At 71.0% G+C, this 21,118-nt stretch carries 27 protein-coding genes and 1 tRNA gene; 20 read left to right on the forward strand and 8 right to left on the reverse strand.

Annotated features, from left to right (window positions below; all coding sequences use genetic code 11):
* Positions 1 to 37 precede the first annotated feature (37 nt).
* Together ACFYU0_RS09930 and ACFYU0_RS09935 are read left to right on the forward strand one after the other, a co-directional pair.
* A complete protein-coding gene (locus ACFYU0_RS09930) occupies positions 38 to 577 on the forward strand; it encodes a winged helix-turn-helix domain-containing protein (RefSeq protein WP_389299328.1) in 540 nt (179 codons plus the stop codon).
* Entirely contained in the window at positions 574 to 1,101 is a 528-nt protein-coding gene (locus ACFYU0_RS09935; RefSeq protein ID WP_389299929.1) for a transposase, read from the forward strand. The genes ACFYU0_RS09930 and ACFYU0_RS09935 overlap by 4 nt, the downstream gene beginning before the upstream one ends.
* Positions 1,102 to 1,146: 45 nt before the next feature.
* Here ACFYU0_RS09935 and ACFYU0_RS09940 read toward each other — a convergent pair whose 3' ends face one another.
* The 3 genes from ACFYU0_RS09940 to ACFYU0_RS09950 all read right to left on the reverse strand — a co-directional run bounded on the left by ACFYU0_RS09940 (position 1,147) and on the right by ACFYU0_RS09950 (position 3,223).
* Positions 1,147 to 1,833, reverse strand: a complete 687-nt coding sequence (locus ACFYU0_RS09940) for a hypothetical protein (protein WP_389299330.1) — start codon at positions 1,831 to 1,833, stop codon at positions 1,147 to 1,149.
* 521 nt (positions 1,834 to 2,354) lie between these two features.
* The gene (locus ACFYU0_RS09945) at positions 2,355 to 2,750 is read right to left on the reverse strand and encodes a hypothetical protein (RefSeq protein WP_389299332.1); all 396 of its coding nucleotides are present in this window, start codon (positions 2,748 to 2,750) and stop codon (positions 2,355 to 2,357) included.
* An 8-nt stretch (positions 2,751 to 2,758) separates the two neighbouring features.
* Positions 2,759 to 3,223 carry an NUDIX hydrolase gene (locus ACFYU0_RS09950; RefSeq protein WP_389299335.1) on the reverse strand — a complete coding sequence of 155 codons (465 nt, stop codon included), beginning with the start codon at positions 3,221 to 3,223 and terminating at the stop codon, positions 2,759 to 2,761.
* Positions 3,224 to 3,241: 18 nt separating this feature from the next.
* On the opposite strand from ACFYU0_RS09950, the gene ACFYU0_RS09955 reads away from it, so the two are divergent.
* The 13 genes from ACFYU0_RS09955 to ACFYU0_RS10015 all read left to right on the forward strand — a co-directional run bounded on the left by ACFYU0_RS09955 (position 3,242) and on the right by ACFYU0_RS10015 (position 11,193).
* Positions 3,242 to 4,021, forward strand: a complete 780-nt coding sequence (locus ACFYU0_RS09955) for a GntR family transcriptional regulator (protein ID WP_389299336.1) — start codon at positions 3,242 to 3,244, stop codon at positions 4,019 to 4,021.
* Between the two features lie 139 nt (positions 4,022 to 4,160).
* Positions 4,161 to 4,517 carry a hypothetical protein gene (locus tag ACFYU0_RS09960; protein WP_389299338.1) on the forward strand — a complete coding sequence of 119 codons (357 nt, stop codon included), beginning with the start codon at positions 4,161 to 4,163 and terminating at the stop codon, positions 4,515 to 4,517.
* A 1-nt stretch (position 4,518) separates the two neighbouring features.
* Positions 4,519 to 5,874 (forward strand): FtsK/SpoIIIE domain-containing protein, encoded by a 1,356-nt coding sequence (locus ACFYU0_RS09965; protein ID WP_389299341.1) that lies wholly within the window; start codon positions 4,519 to 4,521, stop codon positions 5,872 to 5,874.
* Between the two features lie 55 nt (positions 5,875 to 5,929).
* Complete coding sequence (locus ACFYU0_RS09970) at positions 5,930 to 6,121, forward strand: hypothetical protein (RefSeq protein ID WP_389299344.1); 192 nt, start codon at positions 5,930 to 5,932, stop codon at positions 6,119 to 6,121.
* The gene (locus ACFYU0_RS09975; RefSeq protein WP_389299346.1) at positions 6,121 to 6,789 is read left to right on the forward strand and encodes a DUF2637 domain-containing protein; all 669 of its coding nucleotides are present in this window, start codon (positions 6,121 to 6,123) and stop codon (positions 6,787 to 6,789) included. The genes ACFYU0_RS09970 and ACFYU0_RS09975 overlap by 1 nt, the downstream gene beginning before the upstream one ends.
* A gap of 16 nt (positions 6,790 to 6,805) precedes the next feature.
* Positions 6,806 to 6,997, forward strand: coding sequence for a mobile element transfer protein (locus ACFYU0_RS09980; protein WP_250399630.1), 192 nt, complete (start codon positions 6,806 to 6,808; stop codon positions 6,995 to 6,997).
* A gap of 10 nt (positions 6,998 to 7,007) precedes the next feature.
* On the forward strand, positions 7,008 to 7,163 hold the full coding sequence (locus ACFYU0_RS09985; RefSeq protein ID WP_250399629.1) for a hypothetical protein: 156 nt from the start codon (positions 7,008 to 7,010) through the stop codon (positions 7,161 to 7,163).
* 23 nt (positions 7,164 to 7,186) lie between these two features.
* Complete coding sequence (locus ACFYU0_RS09990; protein WP_389299350.1) at positions 7,187 to 7,501, forward strand: SpdD-like protein; 315 nt, start codon at positions 7,187 to 7,189, stop codon at positions 7,499 to 7,501.
* A gap of 80 nt (positions 7,502 to 7,581) precedes the next feature.
* Complete coding sequence (locus tag ACFYU0_RS09995) at positions 7,582 to 8,133, forward strand: GGDEF domain-containing protein (RefSeq protein WP_389299353.1); 552 nt, start codon at positions 7,582 to 7,584, stop codon at positions 8,131 to 8,133.
* Between the two features lie 85 nt (positions 8,134 to 8,218).
* Positions 8,219 to 8,407 carry a hypothetical protein gene (locus ACFYU0_RS10000; protein ID WP_389299355.1) on the forward strand — a complete coding sequence of 63 codons (189 nt, stop codon included), beginning with the start codon at positions 8,219 to 8,221 and terminating at the stop codon, positions 8,405 to 8,407.
* Positions 8,400 to 9,779, forward strand: a complete 1,380-nt coding sequence (gene repSA, locus ACFYU0_RS10005; protein WP_389299357.1) for a replication initiator protein RepSA — start codon at positions 8,400 to 8,402, stop codon at positions 9,777 to 9,779. The genes ACFYU0_RS10000 and repSA overlap by 8 nt, the downstream gene beginning before the upstream one ends.
* Positions 9,776 to 9,967: a helix-turn-helix domain-containing protein gene (locus tag ACFYU0_RS10010; RefSeq protein ID WP_360662609.1), complete on the forward strand. Its 192-nt coding sequence runs from the start codon at positions 9,776 to 9,778 to the stop codon at positions 9,965 to 9,967. The genes repSA and ACFYU0_RS10010 overlap by 4 nt, the downstream gene beginning before the upstream one ends.
* The gene (locus ACFYU0_RS10015; protein ID WP_389299360.1) at positions 9,967 to 11,193 is read left to right on the forward strand and encodes a tyrosine-type recombinase/integrase; all 1,227 of its coding nucleotides are present in this window, start codon (positions 9,967 to 9,969) and stop codon (positions 11,191 to 11,193) included. Before ACFYU0_RS10010 ends, ACFYU0_RS10015 begins: the two co-directional genes overlap by 1 nt.
* Positions 11,194 to 11,283: 90 nt before the next feature.
* Here ACFYU0_RS10015 and ACFYU0_RS10020 read toward each other — a convergent pair.
* A tRNA-Arg gene (locus ACFYU0_RS10020) sits at positions 11,284 to 11,356 on the reverse strand.
* A 272-nt stretch (positions 11,357 to 11,628) separates the two neighbouring features.
* Between ACFYU0_RS10020 and ACFYU0_RS10025 the strand changes: the two genes are divergently transcribed.
* The 4 genes from ACFYU0_RS10025 (at position 11,629) to ACFYU0_RS10040 (ending at position 17,982) form a co-directional block, all read left to right on the forward strand.
* Positions 11,629 to 13,236 (forward strand): dynamin family protein, encoded by a 1,608-nt coding sequence (locus ACFYU0_RS10025; protein WP_351659104.1) that lies wholly within the window; start codon positions 11,629 to 11,631, stop codon positions 13,234 to 13,236.
* Positions 13,237 to 13,239: 3 nt separating this feature from the next.
* On the forward strand, positions 13,240 to 15,585 hold the full coding sequence (locus ACFYU0_RS10030) for a GTPase (protein ID WP_389299363.1): 2,346 nt from the start codon (positions 13,240 to 13,242) through the stop codon (positions 15,583 to 15,585).
* A gap of 228 nt (positions 15,586 to 15,813) precedes the next feature.
* The gene (locus ACFYU0_RS10035) at positions 15,814 to 16,284 is read left to right on the forward strand and encodes a single-stranded DNA-binding protein (RefSeq protein WP_389299932.1); all 471 of its coding nucleotides are present in this window, start codon (positions 15,814 to 15,816) and stop codon (positions 16,282 to 16,284) included.
* 294 nt (positions 16,285 to 16,578) lie between these two features.
* Positions 16,579 to 17,982: a Cys-Gln thioester bond-forming surface protein gene (locus ACFYU0_RS10040; RefSeq protein ID WP_389299365.1), complete on the forward strand. Its 1,404-nt coding sequence runs from the start codon at positions 16,579 to 16,581 to the stop codon at positions 17,980 to 17,982.
* A 61-nt stretch (positions 17,983 to 18,043) separates the two neighbouring features.
* Here ACFYU0_RS10040 and ACFYU0_RS10045 read toward each other — a convergent pair whose 3' ends face one another.
* On the reverse strand, positions 18,044 to 18,481 hold the full coding sequence (locus tag ACFYU0_RS10045; protein ID WP_351659113.1) for a hypothetical protein: 438 nt from the start codon (positions 18,479 to 18,481) through the stop codon (positions 18,044 to 18,046).
* 244 nt (positions 18,482 to 18,725) lie between these two features.
* On the opposite strand from ACFYU0_RS10045, the gene ACFYU0_RS10050 reads away from it, so the two are divergent.
* Positions 18,726 to 19,562 carry a ribonuclease BN gene (locus ACFYU0_RS10050; RefSeq protein WP_389299368.1) on the forward strand — a complete coding sequence of 279 codons (837 nt, stop codon included), beginning with the start codon at positions 18,726 to 18,728 and terminating at the stop codon, positions 19,560 to 19,562.
* Positions 19,563 to 19,593: 31 nt separating this feature from the next.
* Here ACFYU0_RS10050 and ACFYU0_RS10055 read toward each other — a convergent pair whose 3' ends face one another.
* The 3 genes from ACFYU0_RS10055 to ACFYU0_RS10065 form a co-directional block, all read right to left on the reverse strand.
* Positions 19,594 to 19,878, reverse strand: a complete 285-nt coding sequence (locus tag ACFYU0_RS10055; RefSeq protein WP_389299370.1) for a hypothetical protein — start codon at positions 19,876 to 19,878, stop codon at positions 19,594 to 19,596.
* Between the two features lie 197 nt (positions 19,879 to 20,075).
* On the reverse strand, positions 20,076 to 20,687 hold the full coding sequence (locus ACFYU0_RS10060; protein WP_389299373.1) for a sulfocyanin-like copper-binding protein: 612 nt from the start codon (positions 20,685 to 20,687) through the stop codon (positions 20,076 to 20,078).
* Positions 20,684 to 20,962, reverse strand: coding sequence for a hypothetical protein (locus ACFYU0_RS10065; RefSeq protein WP_351659124.1), 279 nt, complete (start codon positions 20,960 to 20,962; stop codon positions 20,684 to 20,686). Before ACFYU0_RS10065 ends, ACFYU0_RS10060 begins: the two co-directional genes overlap by 4 nt.
* Between the last annotated feature and the right edge of the window lie 156 nt (positions 20,963 to 21,118).

Genomic DNA, 21,118 nt, shown 5'->3' on the forward strand with positions numbered 1-21,118 from the left:
GGCTGACGTTTCGTGATCCCTGCGGTACGCCGACTGCATGAGGTATCCGCAAGGGGGTGGGCTGACCGACGAACGGCGGTCCTTCCGCGAGAAATTGCGTTGGGAGGCGGCCGAGCGGTTCAGCCAGGGCGACGAGAACACGGTCATCGGTCACGACCTGCGGGTCAGCGTTCGGTCGGTACAGCGTTGGCGCCAGGCCTGGTCGCAGGGTGGTACGAGAGCCCTGGCCTCGAAGGGTCCGGCATCGCTGCCGATGCTCAGCGACGAACTGTTCGCCGTGCTGGAGCGTGAGCTGGCCAAGGGACCGGTGGCACACGGCTGGCCGGACCAAACCTGGACCCTGTCACGGATCAAGACGCTGATCGGGCGCCGCTTCCACAAGAGCTACACCGCGCAAGGGGTGGCCGCCTTGCTCAAGCGGCACGGCTGGAGCTGCCAGGTGCCGGCCCGGCGGGCGATCGAGCGGGACGAGACCCTGGTGGACGGCTGGGCGAAGGAGACCTGGCCCCAGGTGGAAGGACCGTGGCGGCGCTCGATGCCTGGCTCGTCTTCGAGGACGAGGCCGGCTTCTCGATGACGCCGCCGACCACTCGCACCTGGTCCCGCCGCGGCCACACCCCCGTGGTCCGCGTACGGGGCCGCCTGCGCCGCCGCTTATCGGTGGCGGCCCTGGCTTGCTACAAGACTGGCGAGCGACCTCGGCTGATCTACAGGCCCTGCCCGGACGCCCGGCCCGATGGGCGCAAGAGCTTCTCCTGGAAGGATTACCGCGACCTGATCCAGAGCGCCCACCAGCAGCTCGGTGGTTCGATCGTGCTGGTCTGGGACAACCTCAACACCCACCTGACGGCCGGCATGCGCCGCTACATCGCCGACCGCGACTGGCTCACCGTCTTCCAACTGCCTCCCTACTCGCCCGACCTCAACCCGGTCGAGGGCATCTGGTCCGTCCTGCGACGCACCACCACAGCCAACCGTGCGTTCGCCGATCCCGATGATTTGATCACCGCCGTCCGGCGCGGCTTGCGCCGGCTCCAGTATCGCCACGACGTCCTCGACGGCTGCTTCACCGGCACCGGCCTGCAACGCCGGCCACCATGACGACATCACGCCCTCAACGCCGTGGTAAGCGAGCGCTTTCGGGACTCAGACGTGCTGCATCCAGATATTGGGCTCTACGTAGGTGCCCAGATCAGCAGAACGGTCGAGCTGTAGCAAGCTCAGCCCTTCAGGGATGACGTAGTCACCCGTTTCGGGAAACACCATGCCGGTCCAACGCTCCCACTCAGCGATCGTGCCGGTCATAGTCTGCGACTCGGGAGCCGCTGCGAGAACGCGGGCGCCCAGACGCTGATGCGTCCGGATCCATGGATCCAGGGCCATACCGTCCTCGCGGGTCCACCTCATGAAGGCATCGATGGACGTCAGCGGGTAGCGGGCTTTCAACGTCGGGCGCACCGGAGCTATAACGCGCGGCCATCCTGCATCCTCGGCGAGCTGGCGCAGCGCCTTGAGGGTCTCCCCGGCCAGGCCGCGTCCCTTGCGCGACGGGGTGACGATTGCCCCGCAGATCACCAGGGTGTCGGGTTCGATGCCTTGTTCTCGGCCCTCCACAGCGCGAATCGTGGCTTGGGTGTAGCCAGTGGGGAGTGTCTCCGTTCGCCCGTCCCACCGGATCGGGATACCCCAGCCGGCCGCGACAGGCACACCGCGGTCGTCCACCAGCATGAGATCAAGGTCGGCGAACCACTCCCTGATCCTGCCGATGTACTGCTTGGCCAGCCGATCGGCTGAGATGAACTCCGGGAAGCCCTCACTGAAGAGCTCCTGCATGTGCTCATCGGGCCATGTGCGTGCGTCTGTTCGCTCAACAGTCAAGGTCACCGGCCCTTTCTAGCGCACCGACCACAGCCAGAGCGATCGAGTTCCTACCGCCTGGGTTGGAACAGACCACCGAGATCACGCCCCGCCGCCCCCTCACGACACCACGCTTTGAAGGTCAGTAGGTATGCAGAGGTCGGCGTAGCGGCTTTGGGCTGGAGCTGCCTTGGCGCGAGTGATCATGGCCCCGTAAGCTTCCGGCGCGTCGGGCAGTCTGTGGACCTGCCCGGTAAAGCACGACGTTGGGGCCATGATCTTCGAGGCTCGCGCCAAGGTGGCTGCCTAAAGCCGTGGAGCCGACCGCCCCAGCCACGACATGTTCTGACCTCATGCTGCCGGCCAACCCTGACTAGGGCGCGCGTCGGCGCAGCGCGGGCGGAGCGGGCCGAAGGCAGGAGCGGCGCCCGCAGCGGAGCCGGGAGCGCGCCCGGCGGAGCGGAGCGCAGCCAGGGCTTGATGAAGTAGGGAAAGTCTTATCCCTCGGACCCAGACTCGACAGACTGGGACCGCTCGGCTCGGTACTCGTCGAGGAGGCTGAAGAACAGCTCGATCGCGGGTACGCCTGCCGCTTCGGCGTCACGCTCAATCTCGACTGGCCATCCCAGAGCGCTGTGCTGGCCGCGACGCTGCTGGAACCACTCTTCGAACGGGCCACGACCGTCGACGCCCCAGAAGGGGAACTCTTCCTCGCGGATGCCGTGGACTTCCATGGCGACCCTGTAGCCGATCAGGATCGAGTCCAGGTGCTGGAGGGAGCGGTGGCGCACCCACATGCCAGGGCGTTGCCGTATCTCGTCGAGGAACTCGTAGACGCTTCGCAGCTCAGTGAGTTGTCTGGGTTCCCTGGATGCGGTGTTCTCCGGTGTCATGACCGCCCCTACCGGCGAAGCAGGTGCTTGCCGTCGTGGCTGCGCACGTGCGGGCCGTCACTGTCCAGTGCATCCAGGAGGCGGACGGCGAAGACCTCCGACATGCGCTCCGACACCTCTTCCGGCGTGAGCCAGTCGACGGCCGTCGACTCGCTGGACGTGCGCTCGGTCCCGCCGGAGGGCTTGCACCTGAAGACCAGGGCGACGACGCCCCGGGTCGTGTTCTTGTAGACCCCGGTGAGTTCATCCACCTCGACGTGGATGCCGGTCTCCTCCAGGACCTCGCGGGCGACGCCGGCCTCCGGGGTCTCCTTGAGTTCGAGGACGCCGCCGGGGAGCTCCCAAGTGCCGTTGTCGGCACGGCGAATCGCCAGGAGCCTGCCGTCCTCACGCATCACCACCCCGGCCACAGACACGGAGTGCAGTGGCGTTGACTGGCCTTCCGGGGCGCTGTTACTCATGTACAGGAGCATAGGAGGAAGAGAAGGACTATGGGAACCGCGGTAGGAGGTGAGAGGTCCGTACCTCGGTACGTGCAGATCGCCGAAGAGATCGTGCAGCAGATTCGGGCGGGTGTCCTCAAGCCCGGCGAGATGGTGCCGAGTGAGTCCGAGCTGGTCGATCGCTACGGCGTTTCGGGCGGCACGATTCGCAAGGCCATGGTTGAGGTGCGTGCCAGCGGGCTCGTGGAGACGCGGCACGGCAAGGGTTCGACGGTGAAGGATCGACCGCCGGTGCGGCATCGTTCCTCCGATCGCTTCCGGCGGTCGCATCGTAGGGGTGGCAAGGCCGCGTATCTCGCCGAGTCGGCGCAGTCCGGCGCCACGGCCAAGGTGAGCGTCCTGTACATCGGTCCGATGGAGGCCCCAGAGGATGCGGCCCGCCGACTGGACGTCCCCGCCGGCACCCAGGTGCTCGCGCGACGGCGTCTCTACTTCCGCAACGGCACTCCCGTCGAGACGGCGAGCTCGTACCTTCCGTGGGATGTCGTGAAGGACATCCCCGAGCTGTTCGCCGAGAATCCCGGCGGTGGTGGCATCTATGCCCGACTCGAGGACCACGGCCACGAGTTCGCCGAGTTCGTCGAGACACTGCAGGCGCGTCCGGCCTCGAAGGCGGAGGCTTCCGAGCTCGCTCTGAGCGCCGGTGCCCCTGTGGTTCACCTGGTGCGGGAGGCTCGTACGACTGAAGGGCGGGTCGTCGAGGTCTGCGACACGCTCATGGCCGCTGACCAGTTCGTTTTCGAGTACCGGATCCCGGCCGAGGACTGACGGGCGCTCAAGTCCTGCTGACCCGCCGCGAGTTCTTCTTCGCGGCGGGTTGACTCATGTATAGGAGTGATGCACTCTTCTTCATGTCACTCATGTACATGAGTGACGGACTTCAGCCTCTGTACAGGAGTGATTCGCTGTGCGTCAGATCCCCGTCGACACCTCCGCCGCGACCGTGATGGTCGCCAAGACCCCCCAGCCCAAGGTCAAGGACCGCCGTACTGGTGAGATCGCCACCGACATCGAGACCGGCGCGAAGCTGATGACCGTGGACGTGATGTTCGCGGCGAACGACGAGGTGGAGATCCTGTCCATCACTGTCCCGGAGCCCGGCATCACGGGCGAGCTGGCCATGGGCACGCCGGTCGCGCTCACCGGGCTGATCGCCCGGCCGTGGGAGAACGACTTCAACGGGCAGAAGCGGCACGGCATCGCGTTCCGTGCGGTCGCGGTCACCTCGCTCGCCGCCGGCGCCGCGCAGCCGAAGGCGGCCTGACATGACCGCCTTAACGGTCGCGCTCGTGTCGGTCGTCGCTGCTGCGGGCCTGCTGCGGTGGTGGCGTCCCACCTGGTACTGGCTGAGCTTCGGGGTCACCCTCGCGGCGCTGCGAGTCCTGCTCCGCTACGGCTCCGTCATGGACGCCTGCGGGCTTACCGTGCCGCCGTCCCGCTGGCGGCTGGCGTTAGCCCGGATGGCCAACCGGCCCGTGTCGGACTCCCGCCCACCGCGCATCCTCGGGTTGCGGCCGTCCAGGACCGGTCTGGTTCTGCGGCTGAAGCTGCGGCCCGGCCAAGACGCCTTCGACATCGCCGCCGCCTCGGACCGGATGCGGCACTCGTTCTCGATGTACGGCGTCACCTGCCGGGAACTGCGCTCCGGCGTCGTAGAGGTCCGGATGACCGGCTACGACGTGCTCAAGCGGGTGCAGATGCCCGCCAAGACAGACACTCGCCCGATGCTGGTTCCGGTCGCACTGCGCGCGGACGGCTCGGTCCACTACCGCAACTACCGGGCGATACCCCACGCCCTCACGCTCGGCGCGACTGAGTCAGGCAAGTCCGTCTACCAACGCAACCTGGTCACCGGACTCGCCCCGATGGACGTCGCCCTGGTCGGAATCGACTGCAAGCAGGGGGTGGAGCTGTTCCCGCTGGCTCGCCGGTTCTCCGCGCTCGCCGACAACCCCGACTCTGCCGCCGAACTGCTCGATGCCCTAGTGGCCCGTATGCAGGACGTCTACCGGCTCATCCGCGACGAGCAGCGCATCGCCGCGGGCGTCCCGGATGCGGAAATCGCCGCTGACATCTGGGACCTGCCTGAACACCTCCGCCCGACCCCAGTCGTGGTCCTGGTCGACGAGGTCGCCGAACTCGCCCTCTTCGCCAGCAAGGAAGAAGAGAAGCGACGGGACCGCATCATCACCGCCCTGGTTCGCCTCGCCCAGCTTGGCCGCGCCGCCGGCATCTACCTGGAGATCTGCGGACAGCGCTTCGGCTCGGAACTCGGTAAGGGCATCACGATGCTCCGAGCCCAGCTCACCGGCCGCACCGCCCATCGCGTCAACGACGAGACCAGCGCCAACATGGCCTTCGGTGACATCTCCCCGGACGCCGTCCTGGCCGCTATCCAGATTCCCGCCGAGATGCGCGGGATCGCCATCGCCGGGGACTCCACGGGTGGCTGGCACCGCATCCGCGCCCCGCATACCTCATTGCGGCAGGCCGTCAACATCTGCAACCGGCATGCCCATCGCACCCCGTACGTGCCTGAACTGGCCGCCTTCCAACCCGTGCTGACCAGCACCGCCCATGACTGGGTGCCGCTGCCCGAGACAGCTCCCGTCACGGCCTGATCTCCCGCACCTCCGGTCGGCGCGACCGCCTTCGCGCCAGGTCCCTACCCCTGCCATGCCTGAAGAAGGGAGCTCCACCGCCATGTGCCCCGACTGCGAGGACTTCGCCCGCACCGTGCTCCTGCTCGGCCAACTCGCCCTCTACGCGGACACTGCCGGCGCCGACCTCGACTTCGTGGACGCCGTCAGCCCCTCCCTCGCCGCCTCGCTGCCCGAGCCTCCTGGCACGTCGACCGAGGAGGCCTGATGGCCGCCCGGATTCGCGTCGACGCGGTCCTGGTCCAGGCCGTCATCGCCGGAGCCCTGTCCTTTGCCCACCTCCACGACCTGGCCGCCGCTGCCGGTCAGGACGGTTGGAAGGCATGGGCCTACCCGGTCAGCGTCGACCTGCTCCTGGTCGCCGCCTGGCGACGCCTCCGCAGCGACGGCCCGTCCCGGCTGGCCTGGTGTTGGTTCCTGGTCGCGCTGTTCGCCTCACTCGGCGCGAACATCGCCACCGCTGGCTTCCTCGACCTGGACGACCCACCCGGCCTGCTCCGCCTCGGCATCGCCGGATGGCCCGCTCTGGCCTTCCTCGGTGGAACCCTCCTCGCTCACTCCGCCCACCATGCCGAGCCAGTTCCGCCGGCACCCGCCTCGACCCCAGACGACGCAACCACCGAGCCCGAGCCGGTCGTAGAACCCGAGCCGAAGCCTGAGGCCGCACCGGCACTGGTTGCGAAAGACCCCGCTCCTGCGGCCCTTCTCACCACGACCCAGGAACCCGCGGTTCCCGCCGTCCTCATCGACCACGCCCGCAAGGTCGCCGACGAGTACCGCACCCGCACCGGCTCCTCGATCGACACCGACACGCTGCGCGCCCGCCTCGGCGTCCCGCCCCACCTCGCCGATGCCATCGCCGCCCACCTCGCCTGACAGGAAGGACAACGCCATGCCCGCCCGCGACCACTTCCACTCGCTGCTGAGCATCGGCCCGGTGCAGATCGGCACCCACCGCGACCGCCACGGCCAGACCAAGCACGCGGCCGTGTGCACCGCCGACGGTTGCGGCTGGTCCGCCGACTACACCAGCGCCTCCGCCGCCCAGCTCGCCGCCCGTACCCACCGCTGCCGCATCCGCTAGGAGGCCCGTCGTGCAGGTCCCGCTCTGGCTCGCCCTCGCCGTGGTCGGCTACCTCGGCATCAAGCTCATCCGGCCGCCGGCCTGGCTCGTCGCCGTCCTGCTCCTTGGCGGCTTCCTCCTCGCCGACAGCGTCCTCGCACCCGCGATCAACGGCTTCATCAAGTAGCCCGCTCAGGAAGGAGAACAGCCATGCTCCGCCCGAAGCTCCCCACCATGCCGACTCCGACCGGGGTCAGCACGGCGCCCGCCGTCATCGAACCGACCGCCGTGGCCCAGCACACCGCCCCCACGCCCGCCACCGTCGCGCAGGTGCGGTCCCGGCCCAGCGTCCAGCTCACCCCGGGCACTGCCCTTGCCCTCGTAGGCGGCGGCACAGCCGTGGTCCTGGTCGTCGGCGCCGTCCTGGTCTCGATGCTCCTTGCGGTCGCCATCACCGGCGCGTCCGTCGCCGTCTGCGCCCTCGTGGTCCGCTCGCTGATCAACAGCGGCACCAAGCACCGCTGACCCGCCGCCGGGGGCGCACAAGCCGCCAAGCATTCCGCCGCCTCCCGCGCCGAACCAACCGCCATCGCCAAGGAGAAGTTATGGATCTGCAGCTCGCCGCGAGCGTCGCGCCGTTACTCGGCTGGGCCGTGCCCGGTGGCATCCTCACCCGCCGTCTCGCCACCGCCCGCTGCGACCCGCTCACCGGCCTGCACACCCGAGCCGGGTGGACCGCCCGCGCCGAACACCTCATCCGCCGGCACCCGACCGCCGCCGTGCTCCTGGTCGACCTCGACCACTTCAAGACCCTCAACGACAGCCACGGCCACGCCGCCGGAGACGCCGCCCTCGCCGCCACCGCCGACCGCCTGCGCTCCTGGTGTGGTTGCCACGGCATCGCCGGACGCCTGGGAGGGGACGAGTTCGTCGCCGTCGTCCGCGACCTGGCCGCCGCCGACCTCGACGCGCTCACCGCCGCACTTCACCGGCCGTTGCCCTACGCCGGTACGGCGCTGCCGCTGGCCGCCTCGGTCGGGGCCTGCCTCGTCGCCGAGCTGCCCGTGCCTTCGCTGACCGATGCCCTCGCCGCTGCTGACGCGGCCATGTACGCGGCCAAGGGCCGTGGCCGCCGGGGCTCACGCACCTCTCGCTAAAAGGCCGCCGGGTGGCGCACAAGCCGCCAAGCACGCCGCCACCCGGGGCCGTTCCTTCCAACCGCAATCGAAAGGAACCACCATCATGGCCCAGCACACACCGCCCCCGCCGAGGATCTGCCCGGTCTGCGACGGCTTCGCCTCCGTCGCCATCACCCTCGGCGGCCGCGACGCCCGCGGCCACCTCCGCACCATCACCGCGCACTGCCCGGCCTGCCACGGCACCGGCACCACTCCCACCCGCCGCCGCGACCGGGAGGGCGCCCGTGCCTGACACGCTGCTCGACCCGACCACCCTCGGCGACCTGCTGAGGGTGGCCTCGGCCCCCGACTACCACCGGTGGGAAGACCAGATCCGCCGCACCGGAGGCTGCGCCGACCCCATCCACCTGACCGGCTGGACCCTCACCAAGGACAAGACCACCGGCGAGACTCTGCACCACTACTCCACCGCCAGCGAACCCGGCGGACGCCTGCGCCTGGCCTGCGGCAACCGCCGCGCCTCCCGATGCCCCGCCTGCGCCTGGACCTATGCGGGCGACACCTACCACCTCATCCGCGCCGGCCTCGCCGGTGACGACCGCCGCGACATCGCCGCCACCGTCCGCGACCACCCCCGCGTCTTCGCCACCCTCACCGCCCCGTCCTTCGGCCGGGTCCACAACCGGCCCGACCACGGCGTCTGCCGCTGCGGCACCCGCCACCCGGCCGACGACCGCACCCTCGGCACCGCCCTCGACCCGGAAACGTACGACTACGCGGGCACAGTGCTGTTCAACAACCACGCCGGACAGCTCTGGCAACGCTTCACTACCCGACTCCGCCGCGAGATAGCCGCCCGCGCCGGCCTCTCCCGCCGCGAACTCGCCGAGCACTGCCGCGTCTCCTACGGCAAGGTCGCCGAGTTCCAGAAGCGTGGCGCCCTGCACTTCCACGCCGTGATCCGGCTGGACGGTCCCGACGGCCCGGACACGCCGCCGCCCGCCTGGGCCACCGTCGACCTCCTCGCCGACGCCATCCGCGCCGCCGCGGCGCACTCCTACACGTCGGTCTCCGTCCCGGCCACCGAGGACCAACCGGCCCGGACATTCCGCTGGGGCACCCAGCTCGACGTCCGGCCCGTGAAGGCGTTCGGGGACGGCTCCGACATCACCGAACAGGCCGTCGCCTCCTACGTTGCCAAGTACGCCACCAAGGCCGCAGAGAACACCGGCACGTTGGACCGCCGCATCGGCGAACTCGCCGAACTCGACCGCCACCAGGTCCCCGACCACACCCGCCGCCTCATCACGGCCTGCAAGGAACTCGACTCGCTCTACCCCGACCGCCGCCTCTGGGCCTGGGCCCACATGCTCGGCTTCCGCGGCCACTTCTCCACCAAGTCCCGCCGCTACTCCACCACCCTCGGCGCCCTCCGCCAGGAACGCGCCGACTTCCGCGCAGCCCAGGAACGCGAAGCCCTCGGCCTGGAGGACACCGAGCCGGACACCGTCCTCGTCCTGGCCGACTGGCAGTACGCCGGCCACGGCCACACCCCCGGCGAATCCGTGCTCGCCGCCACCATCGCCCGCGATCTCCAACTCAACCGCGAAACCGGCCGCGATGCCCTACGCGACCTGCTCGCTCAGGAAGGAGCTGCGGCGTGAGCACCACTGCCACTGCCGAACTGCTGACGGTGCCCGAGGTCATGGCGCGACTCAGGCTCGGCCGCTCCACGGTCTACGACCTGATCCGCTCCCGCCGGTTGGTCTCCATCACCGTCGGGCGTTCCCGCCGCGTGCCCGCTGACGCGCTGCGCGACTTCATCAACCACGAGATCGAGGAGGCCGCCTGATGGCCAAGCGCAACCCCAACGGAGAAGGCACCATCTACCGCCGCAAGGACGGCCGTTACGAGGGCGCGGGCTATGTCCTGATGCCTGACGGCACCTACAAGCGCCGGCGGGTCTACGGCAAGACGTGGGAGGAAGCCCGGCGGAAGCTCACCGAACTGCTCGCGAAGAGCGATCAGGGCATCCCGGCGGCGGACACGACGGAAAGCCTCGACACCTACCTGACCTACTGGCTTGAGCACATCGTGAGCCACAAGGTGCGGCCGTCGACGGTCTACAGCTACAGCAAGTGCGTCAACGCGTACATCATCCCGCGGCTCGGCAAGAAGAAGCTGGCCAGGCTCACCGCCAAGGACGTGCGCCTCTTCCTCGACTGGGCTCGGCAGGCATGCCAGTGCTGCGCGCAGAAGCGCGACGCCGCCCGTCCGGCCGCCGCGCGTCGCTGCTGCGCCGCCACCCCCAAGCGGTGCTGCGAGCGGCGGCTGTCTCCCCGCATGGTCCAGTACCTTCACGCGGTGCTGCGGAACGCCCTTCAGCACGCGGTTCGCGAGGAGCTGGTGCAGCGCAACGTCGCCAAGCTCGTCCAGGTGCAGACTCCCCGGTACCGGGTCGGCCGCGGCCTGTCCGTCGCCGAGGCCAAGAGGCTCCTGGGCGACCTGCGCGACGACCGCCTGAGCGCCGCCTACGTGCTTGCGCTGTACTTGGGGCTGCGACGGGGTGAGCTGCTGGGGCTCCACTGGTCGGATGTTGACCTGGACGGGGGATCGCTGGAGATCCGTACAGCCCTGCAGCGGGTCAACGGAGAACTGACGCTGACCGCGCCCAAGACGCGTCGCTCGGAGCGGCCCGTACCGCTGCCCGCCGTGTGCGTCGACGCCCTTCTCCGGCACCGTGTTCGCCAGGCCGAGGAGCGCCGGGCGGCGGGGGAGCAGTGGCGGGAAACCGGTCTCGTCTTCACCACGAGGCGGGGCACTCCGATCGAGCCCCGGAACCTGAACCGGCACTTCTACCCGATACGTGAGCGGCTTGGCTTGGATGTGCGGTTCCACGACCTCCGGCACACCTGCGTGACGCTGCTTCTCGGCCTCGGTGTCCCACCGCACATCGTTCGCGACATCGTCGGGCACAGTGCCCTGGACGTGACCATGAACATTTATGCGCACGCCGACATGACCGAGAAGAGGGCCGCTCTAGACCAGCTGGGGGGCCTGCTCGCCGACGACGAGTGACGGGCCCGTTGCCGTCAGCGTTGCCGTCAGAGACACGAAACGCCCTGGAGGGGAGATCCCCTCTGGGGCGTTTTTGCTGGTGGCAGCTTGCGCCCCCGGCAGGACTCGAACCTGCGGCCAAGCGCTTAGAAGGCGCCTGCTCTATCCACTGAGCTACGGGGGCCTGGTGGCGGGACAAGGATAAAGCTCCTTGTTCCCCGACCCTGTCGCTTCGCCTCCGTGGCTCGATGTGGAGGTTCGGTGAAGCGGTCCTGATAATCGCAGGCAGGTACGAATCGTGCATCGCTTTTGGCCTCCGACGCACCGGGTGTTGTCCACTCGTTATGCCTGGACTGTGCCCTCGTACCAGTCGTCCCTTACGTCCGATGTGTTCCATCGGCGCGCTGAGATGTCCATATGCTTCAGAATTCCCCTAAAATTGGGCATTCTTCACATGTGGTGACCTTGGACGTTCGGCCTCAGCTGCTCGACACTCTCTCCGCTCTGCGCGACCGTGTCGCCGCCGCACGCTTTCCGCTGCCCCTGGCCGGGGCCCCACGCGCGCGTGCGAACCGTGACGAGCTGCTCGCGCAGCTCGACGACTATCTGGTGCCCCGGCTCAAAGATCCCGGCGCCCCCCTGCTGGCCGTCGTCGGCGGGTCCACCGGGGCGGGCAAGTCGACCCTCGTGAACTCCGTCGTGGGGCGCCGGGTCAGCGAAGCGGGCGTGCTCCGGCCGACGACCCGGACACCGGTCCTGGTTTGCCATCCGGAGGATCATCACTGGTTCAGCGGCATGCGCGTGCTCCCCGACCTCACGCGCGTGTGGGGACCCCAGGCGGACAGCGGAGACGATCTGCTGCTCCCCGGCGTGGCCCCCGCGCGCGTGCTGCGCGTCGAGACCGCCGAGAGCCTCCCGCGCGGGCTCGCCCTGCTGGACGCCCCCGACATCGACTCGCTGCTCGCCGACAACCGTGTGCTGGCCGCCGAGCTGATCTGCGCCGCCGACATCTGGATCATGGTCACCACGGCCGCCCGCTACGCCGACGCCGTGCCCTGGCATCTGCTGCGCACGGCCAAGGAGTACGACGTCACCCTGGTGACCGTCCTCGACCGGGTGCCGCACCAGGTGGTCTCGGAGGTCTCCCGGCAGTACGGCGCCCTGCTCACGAAGGCGGGGCTCGGCGACGTGCCCCGTTTCACCGTGCCCGAGCTGCCCGAGTCGGCCTGGGGCGCCGGTCTGCTGCCCAGCACCGCCGTGGCGGCCCTGCGGACCTGGCTCGTGCACCACGCGCAGGACGCGGCGGCCCGCGAGCACGTCATGGCCCGCACGGCGCACGGCCTGCTCGACTCGCTCAAGTCGCGCATGCCGGAGCTGGCCGCCGCCGTCGCCGCTCAGTACGCCGCCGCCCTCCGGCTCACCTCCGCCGTCGAGAGCGCCTACGACGGTGAGCACGCGCGCGTGCGGGGCCGTTTGCAGTCCGGGGCCGTACTCGCCGGCGACGCGCTCAAGCGCTGGCGTGCCTTCCCGCTGGACTGCACGGCGGGTGAACTGCTGGACGCCCTCGTCGAGAGCCTGGGCGCCCTGCTGCTGTGCGCCGTCACGGCCGCCGACGAGCGCGTCGACGAGGCATGGCGGCGCGAACCCGGCGCTGCCGCTCCGGGGCTCGCCGACCGGCATCCCTCCCCGGAGAAGGCCGAGCACCGCATCGGGCTCGCGGCCCGTCGCTGGCGGCGCGAGCTGGAGGAGTACGCCGAGGACGAGGTGCGGGACATCGAGCGCAACACCGCTCCCGACTCCGAGAGCGTCGCCGCACTCGTCGCCACCGCGCTGCTGGGCGGGAGCCGCGCTCGCACCGCGGGCGAGCGGCTGGCCGAGCGGATCGGGGCCCATGGCGCCCTGCGGCTGCGCGACCGGGCCGAGCGGCTGCTCAACGACACCGTCGACCGTGTCGTGCACACCGAACGCGAGCGGCGCCTCGCACCGCTCGACGCCCTGGACCTTCGTGCCGAGCCCCAGGCGGAGCTCATCGCCGCGCTGTCCGTACTGCAGAAGGAGAGGTGAACGGTGACAGCCGTCACTGACCATGATCACACGGACCACAGGGACCACAGGGACCACACCGATCACATGACTCACATGGACCGCATGGACCGCACGACGCACGTGGGCCCCTCGGACCACGCCGGTCCCGCTGCAGCGGGCCCCGACGGCCGGGCCGGGGGAGAAGGCGACACGGCCGGCGGCCGGACCCAGGCCGCGGGCGGCTCCGCGCACGCCGGCTCCGGCACGGTGCTCGGTGCGGACGCCGGTGACGGCACCGGCGCAGGCGCCGCGGCCAAGGCCACTCGAGCCGCCGAGGAACAGCGGAACGAGTGGGAGCCGGAGACGAACGGCCGACCGCACGCGCGCGTGCCCGGGAAGCGTTCCGACCGTGAGGAAGGCGCGTCCTCCCATGAGGGCGGCGACCAGGCATCCGCCCCCACGGGTCAGCGGGCAGACCAGGCATCCGCCCCCGCGGGACAACGGGCGACCGAGCCGCACGCGCGCGCGGGCGCACAGGCACAGGAGGGCCGGCAGGACGCCGGCGAGCCGCACGCGCGCGCGAACGCTTCCCATAGCGGTAACGGCACCGGGACCGACGGCGGCGTGCAGCGCCTCGCGGAGGACGACGGCAGGGCCGGCCCCGACGACGCGGACGCCGACGGGGCCGACGCCTGGGACGACGGGCTCATCGCCCGCAGGGTGACGGAGGGCGCCGAGCGCGTCCCCGCCCTCGACAAACCCGTACGCGCCCCCAGTGTCCACACCCCTGCGCCCCTGGCGTACGACGGTCCCCTGCGCTCCCGGCTCGACGCACTGCGCGAGCTCGTCGGCCTGTCCCGCGCACGCCTCGACACCCGCACCCTCGCCGAGGCGGGCCGGGTCCTGGACGAGGCGGCCGCCCGCCGCAAGCTCTCCGGCGGGCACACCGTCGTCGCCATCGCGGGCGCCACCGGCAGCGGGAAGTCGCAGCTGTTCAACGCCCTGGCCGGGGTGGCCATCTCGGAGACGGGAGTGCGTCGCCCGACCACCGCCGCGCCCATCGCGTGCAGTTGGAGCGACGGCGCGGCCGGCCTCATCGACCGGCTCGGCATCCCGGGCCGGCTGCGCCGGCGCCCCCTGCAGAGCGCGGAGGCGGAGGGGCAACTGCGCGGCCTGGTCCTGGTGGACCTGCCCGACCACGACTCCGCCGCCGTGGAGCACCGCGAACAGGTCGACCGGATCCTGAAGCTGGTCGACGCGGTCATCTGGGTGGTCGACCCGGAGAAGTACGGCGACGCCATGCTCCACGAGCGCTATCTGCGGCCCATGGCCGGGCACGCCGAGGTCATGTTCGTCGTCCTCAACCAGGTCGACCGGCTGCCCGGGGAGGCGGCAGACCAGGTGCTGGACGATCTGCGCAGGCTGCTCGACGAGGACGGCGTCGCGCTCGGCGAGTTCGGGGAGCCGGGCGCCACGGTGCTCGCGCTGTCCGCGCTCACCGGCGACGGCGTCGGCGAACTGCGCGAGGCACTCGGCCACTTCGTGATGGAGCGCGGTGCGGCGACCCGCCGGGTCGCCGCCGACCTGGACGCGGCCGCGGCCCAGCTGCGGCCCGTCTACGCCACCGGCCGGCGCGTCGGCCTCAGCGAGGAGGCACGCGACGAGTTCGCCGACCGACTCGCCGACGCGGTGGGCGCCACCGCGGCGGGCGAGGCCGCCGAACGCGCCTGGCTGCGCAACGCCAACCGGGCCTGCGGCACACCCTGGTTGCGGCTGTGGCGCTGGTACCAGAGCCGTGGCGGGCCCAGCACGGGCCGGATGGCGGTACGCCACCAGGCCGACGAGGAGGCCACCGCCCGCCAGCGCGTCGAACAGGCGGTCCGCACGGTGGCCGACCGGGCCTCGGCCGGCCTGCCCACGCCGTGGGCGCAGGCGGTGCGCGAGGCGGCCGTGCGCGGCTCGCACGGACTGCCGGAGGCGCTGGACGACCTGGCGGCCCGGGCCGGACTGCCGCCGGGACGGCCGCCCCGGCCGGGCTGGTGGCCGGTGGCCGTGCTGGTCCAGGCGGCCATGACCCTGCTGCAGGTGGTGGGCGGCCTGTGGCTGGCCGGGCAGATCGCCGGCGTCATGTCACCCAACCTCGGCGTGCCGGTGCTGCTGATGGTGTGCGGAATCGTCGGCGGGCCGCTCGTGGAATGGGGCTGCCGGATGGCGGCCCGGGGACCCGCCCGCCGGTACGGCCAGGACGCGGAACGGCGGCTGCGGGAGGCGGCCGCGAGCTGCGGCCGGGCCCGGGTGCTCGACCCGGTGGCGGCGGAGCTGCTGCGGTACCGGGAGGTGCGGGAGCAGTACGGCCGGGTCGTGCAGTCGGGGGTGGGAGTCGGGTGAGACCGGGGCGGTGAGGGGAGGGCGGAGGAGTTCTCTGCCCGTCTCTCACTCGTGCGGGTGACGGAGTTCTCCACAGCTCGGCGGTGGTGCACAGCGCTCAGCGGGCCCGGCCCGGCGGAGGCAGTCTGTTCCCGCGGCGATCGTGCCGCAGGGCAGAAGCCGCCGTACGGGACGGGCCCGTACGCATGTCCGCCGGCCGTGAGGGGCCGGCCGAGGGAGGGGTTCATGATGAACGAGACCGTGGTGTGCGTGGTGGGCAACGTGGCGACGCCGCCGCTGTACCGGGAGACGGCCGCCGGGCCTTCGGCGCGGTTCCGGCTGGCGGTGACCGCGCGTTACTGGGACCGGCAGAAGAGCGCCTGGACGGACGGGCACACCAACTTCTTCACCGTGTGGTCCAACCGTCAGCTCGCGGTCAACGTGGCGGCCTCGGTCGAGGTGGGGCAGCCCGTCGTCGTCCAGGGCAGGCTGAAGGTGCGCACGGAGGTCCGCGACGGGCAACAGGGCCGCACGTCGGCCGACATCGACGCGGTGGCCATCGGCCACGACCTCGCCCGGGGCACCGCGCTCTTCCGTCGCGCGGTGCGACCGGAGACGCCGGCGACGGCCAGGCCGGAGCCGAACTGGGAGACGCCGGCCACCGGGGCCGAGCACGAACCGCCCGCCCAACCGGTCATGACGGCAGCGGCGGTGACGTGACGTCAGTTGCAACGCTGCCCCGGTGCCGACCGGTCGGGCGGCTGTCGCCCCTTGTCGGCAGGTGGCCACTGAGCGTGCCGAACTGGGCTCTGTGCACGGTGTATTTGTCGACCTGCCAGGCCGGCGTGCCGCATCGGCGATAACGATTCCGGATCGGATCGCCTCATGTGACGATCCGACCGGCAAGCGCGGTCCCCGTGATCCATAGGATGCCGGGCATGCCCCTCGGGGCAGCCGATTCTGCTGGTGGGACCGTCCCCCACATCCAACGGGTCCTGCTCGAAGGGGAATTCTGTGCTTGCTGCGTTCACTGGGTTCACTCGGTTCCGCGTGGCCCGCCTCGCGGCCGTGACGCTCGCGTCCGGCCTCGCGGCGACCACCGTGCTGTTCGGCGCGGGTACGGCCGCGGCCGAGGAGACACCGCAGACCCAGGGCGGCGCGACGGCGACGATAGGCGGCCTGAAGACGTACGGCCAGGCCGTGATCCACGAGGACGGCGGCGACCAGCAGGTGTCCGCGGGCCTGTTCGAGATGTCCGTGGACGGCGGCGGCACCCTGCAGACCTACTGCGTCGACATCCACAACCCCACCCAGCGCGACGCCCACTACCAGGAGACCCCCTGGAGCGGGACCTCGCTGGGCACCAACAAGGACGCCGGTAAGATCCGCTGGATCCTGCAGAACTCCTACCCCCAGGTGAACGACCTCGCGACGCTCGCCGGGCGGGCGGGCGTGAGCGGCCTGAGCGAGCAGGACGCGGCGGCCGGCACACAGGTGGCCATCTGGCGCTACTCGGACGGGGCGAAGGTCGACGCCGTGGACCCGCAGGCCGAGAAGCTCGCGGACTACCTGGAGAAGAGCGCCCGCGACAGCGTCGAGCCGCAGGCCTCGCTGACCCTGGACCCGCCCTCCGTCTCCGGCCGTCCCGGCGATCTGCTCGGACCGGTGACCGTGCACACCAACGCGCGCGGCGTGACGGTCGGCGCACCGGCCGGCGTGGGCGCCGGCGGGGTGCGGATCATCGACAGGACCGGCAAGGTGATCACCTCGGCGAAGAACGGCAGTCAGCTGTTCTTCGACGTCCCCGAGGGCGCGGCGGACGGTTCCGCCCAGCTGACCGTCCAGGCCTCCACCACCGTCCCGGTGGGCCGGGCCTTCGCCTCCGAGAGCCGCAGCCAGACCCAGATACTGGCCGGCTCCAGCGAGTCCACGGTCTCCGCGACCGCGGGCGCCACCTGGGCGGAAAAGGGCGGCGTGGCGGTGTCGGCCCGGAAGAACTGCGCCAAGAGCGGCGTCGACATCACCGCGGTCAACAAGGGCGACCAGCCCTTCGCCTTCGAGCTGATGGGCGCCGAGCACACCATCCCGGCCGGGGCCGCCCGCACGGTGACGGTCCCGCTCCAGGAGGACCAGTCCTACGACTTCACGATCACCGGTCCGAACGGCTTCAGCCACCGGTTCACCGGGGTCCTCGACTGCAAGACGCAGGGCACGGTCACCAACGAGTCCACCCAGACCCTCAGCGAGCCCAGCCCCGCGACGGTCGGCGGCAACAGCACGGCTCCCGACACCGACCTCGCGGCCACGGGCAGTTCGGCGATCACCCCGATGATCGCCGGGGTGGCCATCGGACTCGTGGTGATCGGCGGCGCGGTGCTGGTGATCCTGCGCGGGAAGGAAACGGCGGCGGGCGAGTGAGGCCCGGCCGCGCCGGTACTCCCTGATCCGGGCGGCCGGGTGAGTCGTGTGCCGCCGCCGGTCAGCCGGCGCGCGGCGTGCCGCCGCCGGGGCCGGTCTCCCCGGGCTGGGCCACGCACATGGCCCAGATGGCGACGCCCGCGAAGGCGATCATCAGGGTGGACCAGAGCGGGGAGTACGGCAGGGACAGGAAGTTGGCGAGGATGATCAGCCCGGCCACGGCGATGCCGGAGATCCGCGCCCACTTCGCCGTCTGGAACAGCCCCAGGCTGATCACCACGGCGACGGCGCCCAGGATGAGGGTGACCCAGCCCCAGCCGGTCAGGTCGAACCGGAAGACGTAACCGCGTGTCGTGATGAACACGTCGTCCGCGGCGATCCCCATGATGCCGCGGAAGATGTCGATCACTCCGGCGATCATCAGCATGACGGCGGCGAAGAGCATCAACCCGCCGGCCCACTGCTGCTTGCGGGCCTGTGTGGTGTGTGTCGTGGTCATTTCTGGGCCTCGATCGATTGCGTCCGGCGATTGCGTCCGGCGATCAGTGAGGGCGCTTCCCTTCGTCCTTCCCCGGGCTCCGGACGACGTCTGCGGATCCACAGTGCGCCTGGCGAGGAGCGGTGACATCACTCGGCCCGGGTGATTTCACCCCGCCCGCCCGCTTCGACGCGCACCCGCACAGGGGGGTGCCTACGCTTGACTCGCGATCGCCGTCACTCAGGGGGGATCCCGCATCCGGCGGATGGCGGACCGGACCCTGGGGCATCACGGCATGGACGACGGCAGGAAGACACCCCACCCGTCACACACCGGCCTCCGACGGCGTGCGGAGCAGGCGTGGCAGGACGGGTTCCGCCGTTTCGAGGAGAGCGGGCCGGGCCGGCTGTGGGTCCGGCTCTCGGCGGTCGACTTCTTCGGGCACTCGTTCCAGCTGGCCGCGCTCGCGCTGCTGTGCTTCTTCCCGTTCCTGATCATCCTGACGGCCGCGGCCGGACAGGACACGGCCGCGGTCATCGCCGGCTGGCTGGGGCTGAACGAGCAGGCGGCCCAGGCCGTGGCGACCCTGTTCGCGCCCACCACGACCTCGTACACCCTGACCGGGACGAGCGCCGTACTGCTCCTGCTCGGAGTCCTGGCCGTGGCCGGCACCCTGCAGAGCTGGTACCGGATGCTGTTCGACATCCCGGAGAACGCGAAGTGGAAGACCACGGCCCGGCTCGTCTGGCTCGCCGGGATGTTCGCCTACGCGGCGGCTCAGGCCGCCTTCGTCAGGGTGCTCCACGGCTGGTTCCTGACCGGCCTGACAGGCTTCCTCTGGGCGGTCGTCTTCTGGTGGGGCAGCATGTACGCGCTGCTCGCCGGGCGGGTGTCCTGGCGTGCCCTCCTCCCGCCGGCCCTGGTCACCAGCGTGTGCTGGACCGGCCTCGGCCTCTTCTCCGCCCGCTACTTCTCCGCGGCGATCGTGGCCAACGAGCAGAAGTACGGGCCCATCGGCGTCGTGATGGTCATCTTGTCCTGGCTGGTGGCGGTCGGCGTGGTGATCCACCTGGGCGCGATCGTCGGCCGGGCCCTCCGGTGAACCGCCACGCCCAGCCCGCCGGCGGCTGTCGTCACCCGGCGGCGACGACCTCGCCGGCCGTGACCTGCGGAGGGTTGGGGAGCAGCGACGCGAGGTTGTCGCGTACGAAGTCCGCCGCCCGCTTGACCGACTCGTCGGCTCCGCCCTGGTCCTCGTAGACGCTGGTGGAGAGCATCACTCCGCCCCCGGCGTCGACCCAGTAGTAGGCCACGAATCCGGGGACCTGGCGCAGGAGGGGTACGAACCCCTCGTCCACCCGGCGGCCCGCCTCGGCAGGATCCGTCACCCCTTCGTACCGCCGAACCACTGCGTACATCGCTGATCTCCTCGTCGCTCCCGATCACGCACTGCTCGAAGCGACCTACCCGTCGACGCCGGTGTCCCGCTCGTGGCGCGCCCGGAAGACACTCGACCGGGCGCACGGCGTCATCCGAACCGAGCACGGAGACCGGCCGCGACCGGCCGCCGGCGAACGGCGGTGCCGGACGGCGGTGACGGACGGGTCCTCCGTGCTCACTTGGGGACGTCCAGCTCCGCGTACATGCCGGCCGCGTAGTGGCCGGGGACGTTGCACAGCAGCTCGTAGCGGCCCGGCCGCAGCGTCACCGTGGTCCAGGCCGCCGAGCCGGCGGCGATGCCGTCCCCGGCGCCGCGGCCGCAGGTCCGGGACGCCTCGCCGAGACTGCCCGCCTCGGACACCCGACCGTCGGATCCGACGGCGCGGTCCCCGGCGGCCCGGCCCGCCGGCAGCGGCAGCACGATCACCTCGTGTGCGACGGTTCCCGCGTTGACCACCCGCAGCGTCGCCTTCCCCGCCGGGACCGTCGTGGGATGGACGACCAGGCGCATCATGCCCATGCCGTGCCGGCCGGGACGACCGGTGCTCGGCGCGGGCCGGTTCGGGCCCGTCATCATGCGGCCCGAGTCCCACACGGTCACGTCGACCCCAGCGCCTGTAGCGGCCGGTGCGGTGCACCGCGCACCCCCGGCCCGCAGGGACGCCGGCGCCGTCCGGTGGAAGGCTCCGGACGCGGCCATCAGACCCGTCGTGACGATGCCCAGCACCAGGGCCGCCGCGGCGACGGCGACCGCCGGCCAGACCCCGCGGCCGCCACGCCTGGTCACCGGTGCTCCCTGAGCAGCGCGAGCCGGCGTCTGTACTCGTCCTCTTCGATCTCGCCGCGTGCGAACCGCTCGGCGAGCAGGCTCTCGGCCCGCCGCTCCTGTCCCCAGCCCTCGCCGGCCGGGGGTTGCGGGCCCGGCTGCCGGTGATGACGCGTACCGGCGAGGTAGCGCACCAGCGCGACGAGTCCGACGATCAGCACGGCCCAGAACAGCACCATGGACACCGTCATGACGAACCAGCCGCCCCAGCCCCATCCGCCGTCGTACCACATCATGCCGATCACTTCCCTCGGCAGACGACTGTGTCAATGCCAGGATGGATCGGTGAGTCGTCACCCGGCCTGGGCCATAGCTCCCCACCAGCGGGCCGTAGGGCCCAATGCGCGGCGCGGACGGACCGCTCAGCCCCACCCTTCGCGCGGCTCCCGGAC

It is taken from the genome of Streptomyces sp. NPDC003720 (assembly GCF_042875075.1).
GTDB lineage: Bacteria > Actinomycetota > Actinomycetes > Streptomycetales > Streptomycetaceae > Streptomyces.

Coding starts and splice junctions, on each gene's coding strand:
- ACFYU0_RS09965 (WP_389299341.1), top strand. CDS start 4,519: ATGACCGCCTTAACGGTCGCGCTCGTGTCGGTCGTCGCTGCTGCGGGC.
- ACFYU0_RS09955 (WP_389299336.1), top strand. CDS start 3,242: ATGGGAACCGCGGTAGGAGGTGAGAGGTCCGTACCTCGGTACGTGCAG.
- ACFYU0_RS09950 (WP_389299335.1), bottom strand. CDS start 3,223: ATGCTCCTGTACATGAGTAACAGCGCCCCGGAAGGCCAGTCAACGCCA.
- ACFYU0_RS09995 (WP_389299353.1), top strand. CDS start 7,582: ATGGATCTGCAGCTCGCCGCGAGCGTCGCGCCGTTACTCGGCTGGGCC.
- ACFYU0_RS09980 (WP_250399630.1), top strand. CDS start 6,806: ATGCCCGCCCGCGACCACTTCCACTCGCTGCTGAGCATCGGCCCGGTG.
- ACFYU0_RS09935 (WP_389299929.1), top strand. CDS start 574: ATGACGCCGCCGACCACTCGCACCTGGTCCCGCCGCGGCCACACCCCC.
- ACFYU0_RS10065 (WP_351659124.1), bottom strand. CDS start 20,962: ATGATGTGGTACGACGGCGGATGGGGCTGGGGCGGCTGGTTCGTCATG.
- ACFYU0_RS10035 (WP_389299932.1), top strand. CDS start 15,814: ATGAACGAGACCGTGGTGTGCGTGGTGGGCAACGTGGCGACGCCGCCG.
- ACFYU0_RS09990 (WP_389299350.1), top strand. CDS start 7,187: ATGCTCCGCCCGAAGCTCCCCACCATGCCGACTCCGACCGGGGTCAGC.
- ACFYU0_RS09945 (WP_389299332.1), bottom strand. CDS start 2,750: ATGACACCGGAGAACACCGCATCCAGGGAACCCAGACAACTCACTGAG.
- ACFYU0_RS09930 (WP_389299328.1), top strand. CDS start 38: ATGAGGTATCCGCAAGGGGGTGGGCTGACCGACGAACGGCGGTCCTTC.
- ACFYU0_RS10000 (WP_389299355.1), top strand. CDS start 8,219: ATGGCCCAGCACACACCGCCCCCGCCGAGGATCTGCCCGGTCTGCGAC.
- ACFYU0_RS10055 (WP_389299370.1), bottom strand. CDS start 19,878: ATGTACGCAGTGGTTCGGCGGTACGAAGGGGTGACGGATCCTGCCGAG.
- ACFYU0_RS09975 (WP_389299346.1), top strand. CDS start 6,121: ATGGCCGCCCGGATTCGCGTCGACGCGGTCCTGGTCCAGGCCGTCATC.
- ACFYU0_RS10050 (WP_389299368.1), top strand. CDS start 18,726: ATGGCGGACCGGACCCTGGGGCATCACGGCATGGACGACGGCAGGAAG.
- ACFYU0_RS09940 (WP_389299330.1), bottom strand. CDS start 1,833: ATGCAGGAGCTCTTCAGTGAGGGCTTCCCGGAGTTCATCTCAGCCGAT.
- ACFYU0_RS10015 (WP_389299360.1), top strand. CDS start 9,967: ATGGCCAAGCGCAACCCCAACGGAGAAGGCACCATCTACCGCCGCAAG.
- ACFYU0_RS09970 (WP_389299344.1), top strand. CDS start 5,930: ATGCCTGAAGAAGGGAGCTCCACCGCCATGTGCCCCGACTGCGAGGAC.
- ACFYU0_RS10045 (WP_351659113.1), bottom strand. CDS start 18,481: ATGACCACGACACACACCACACAGGCCCGCAAGCAGCAGTGGGCCGGC.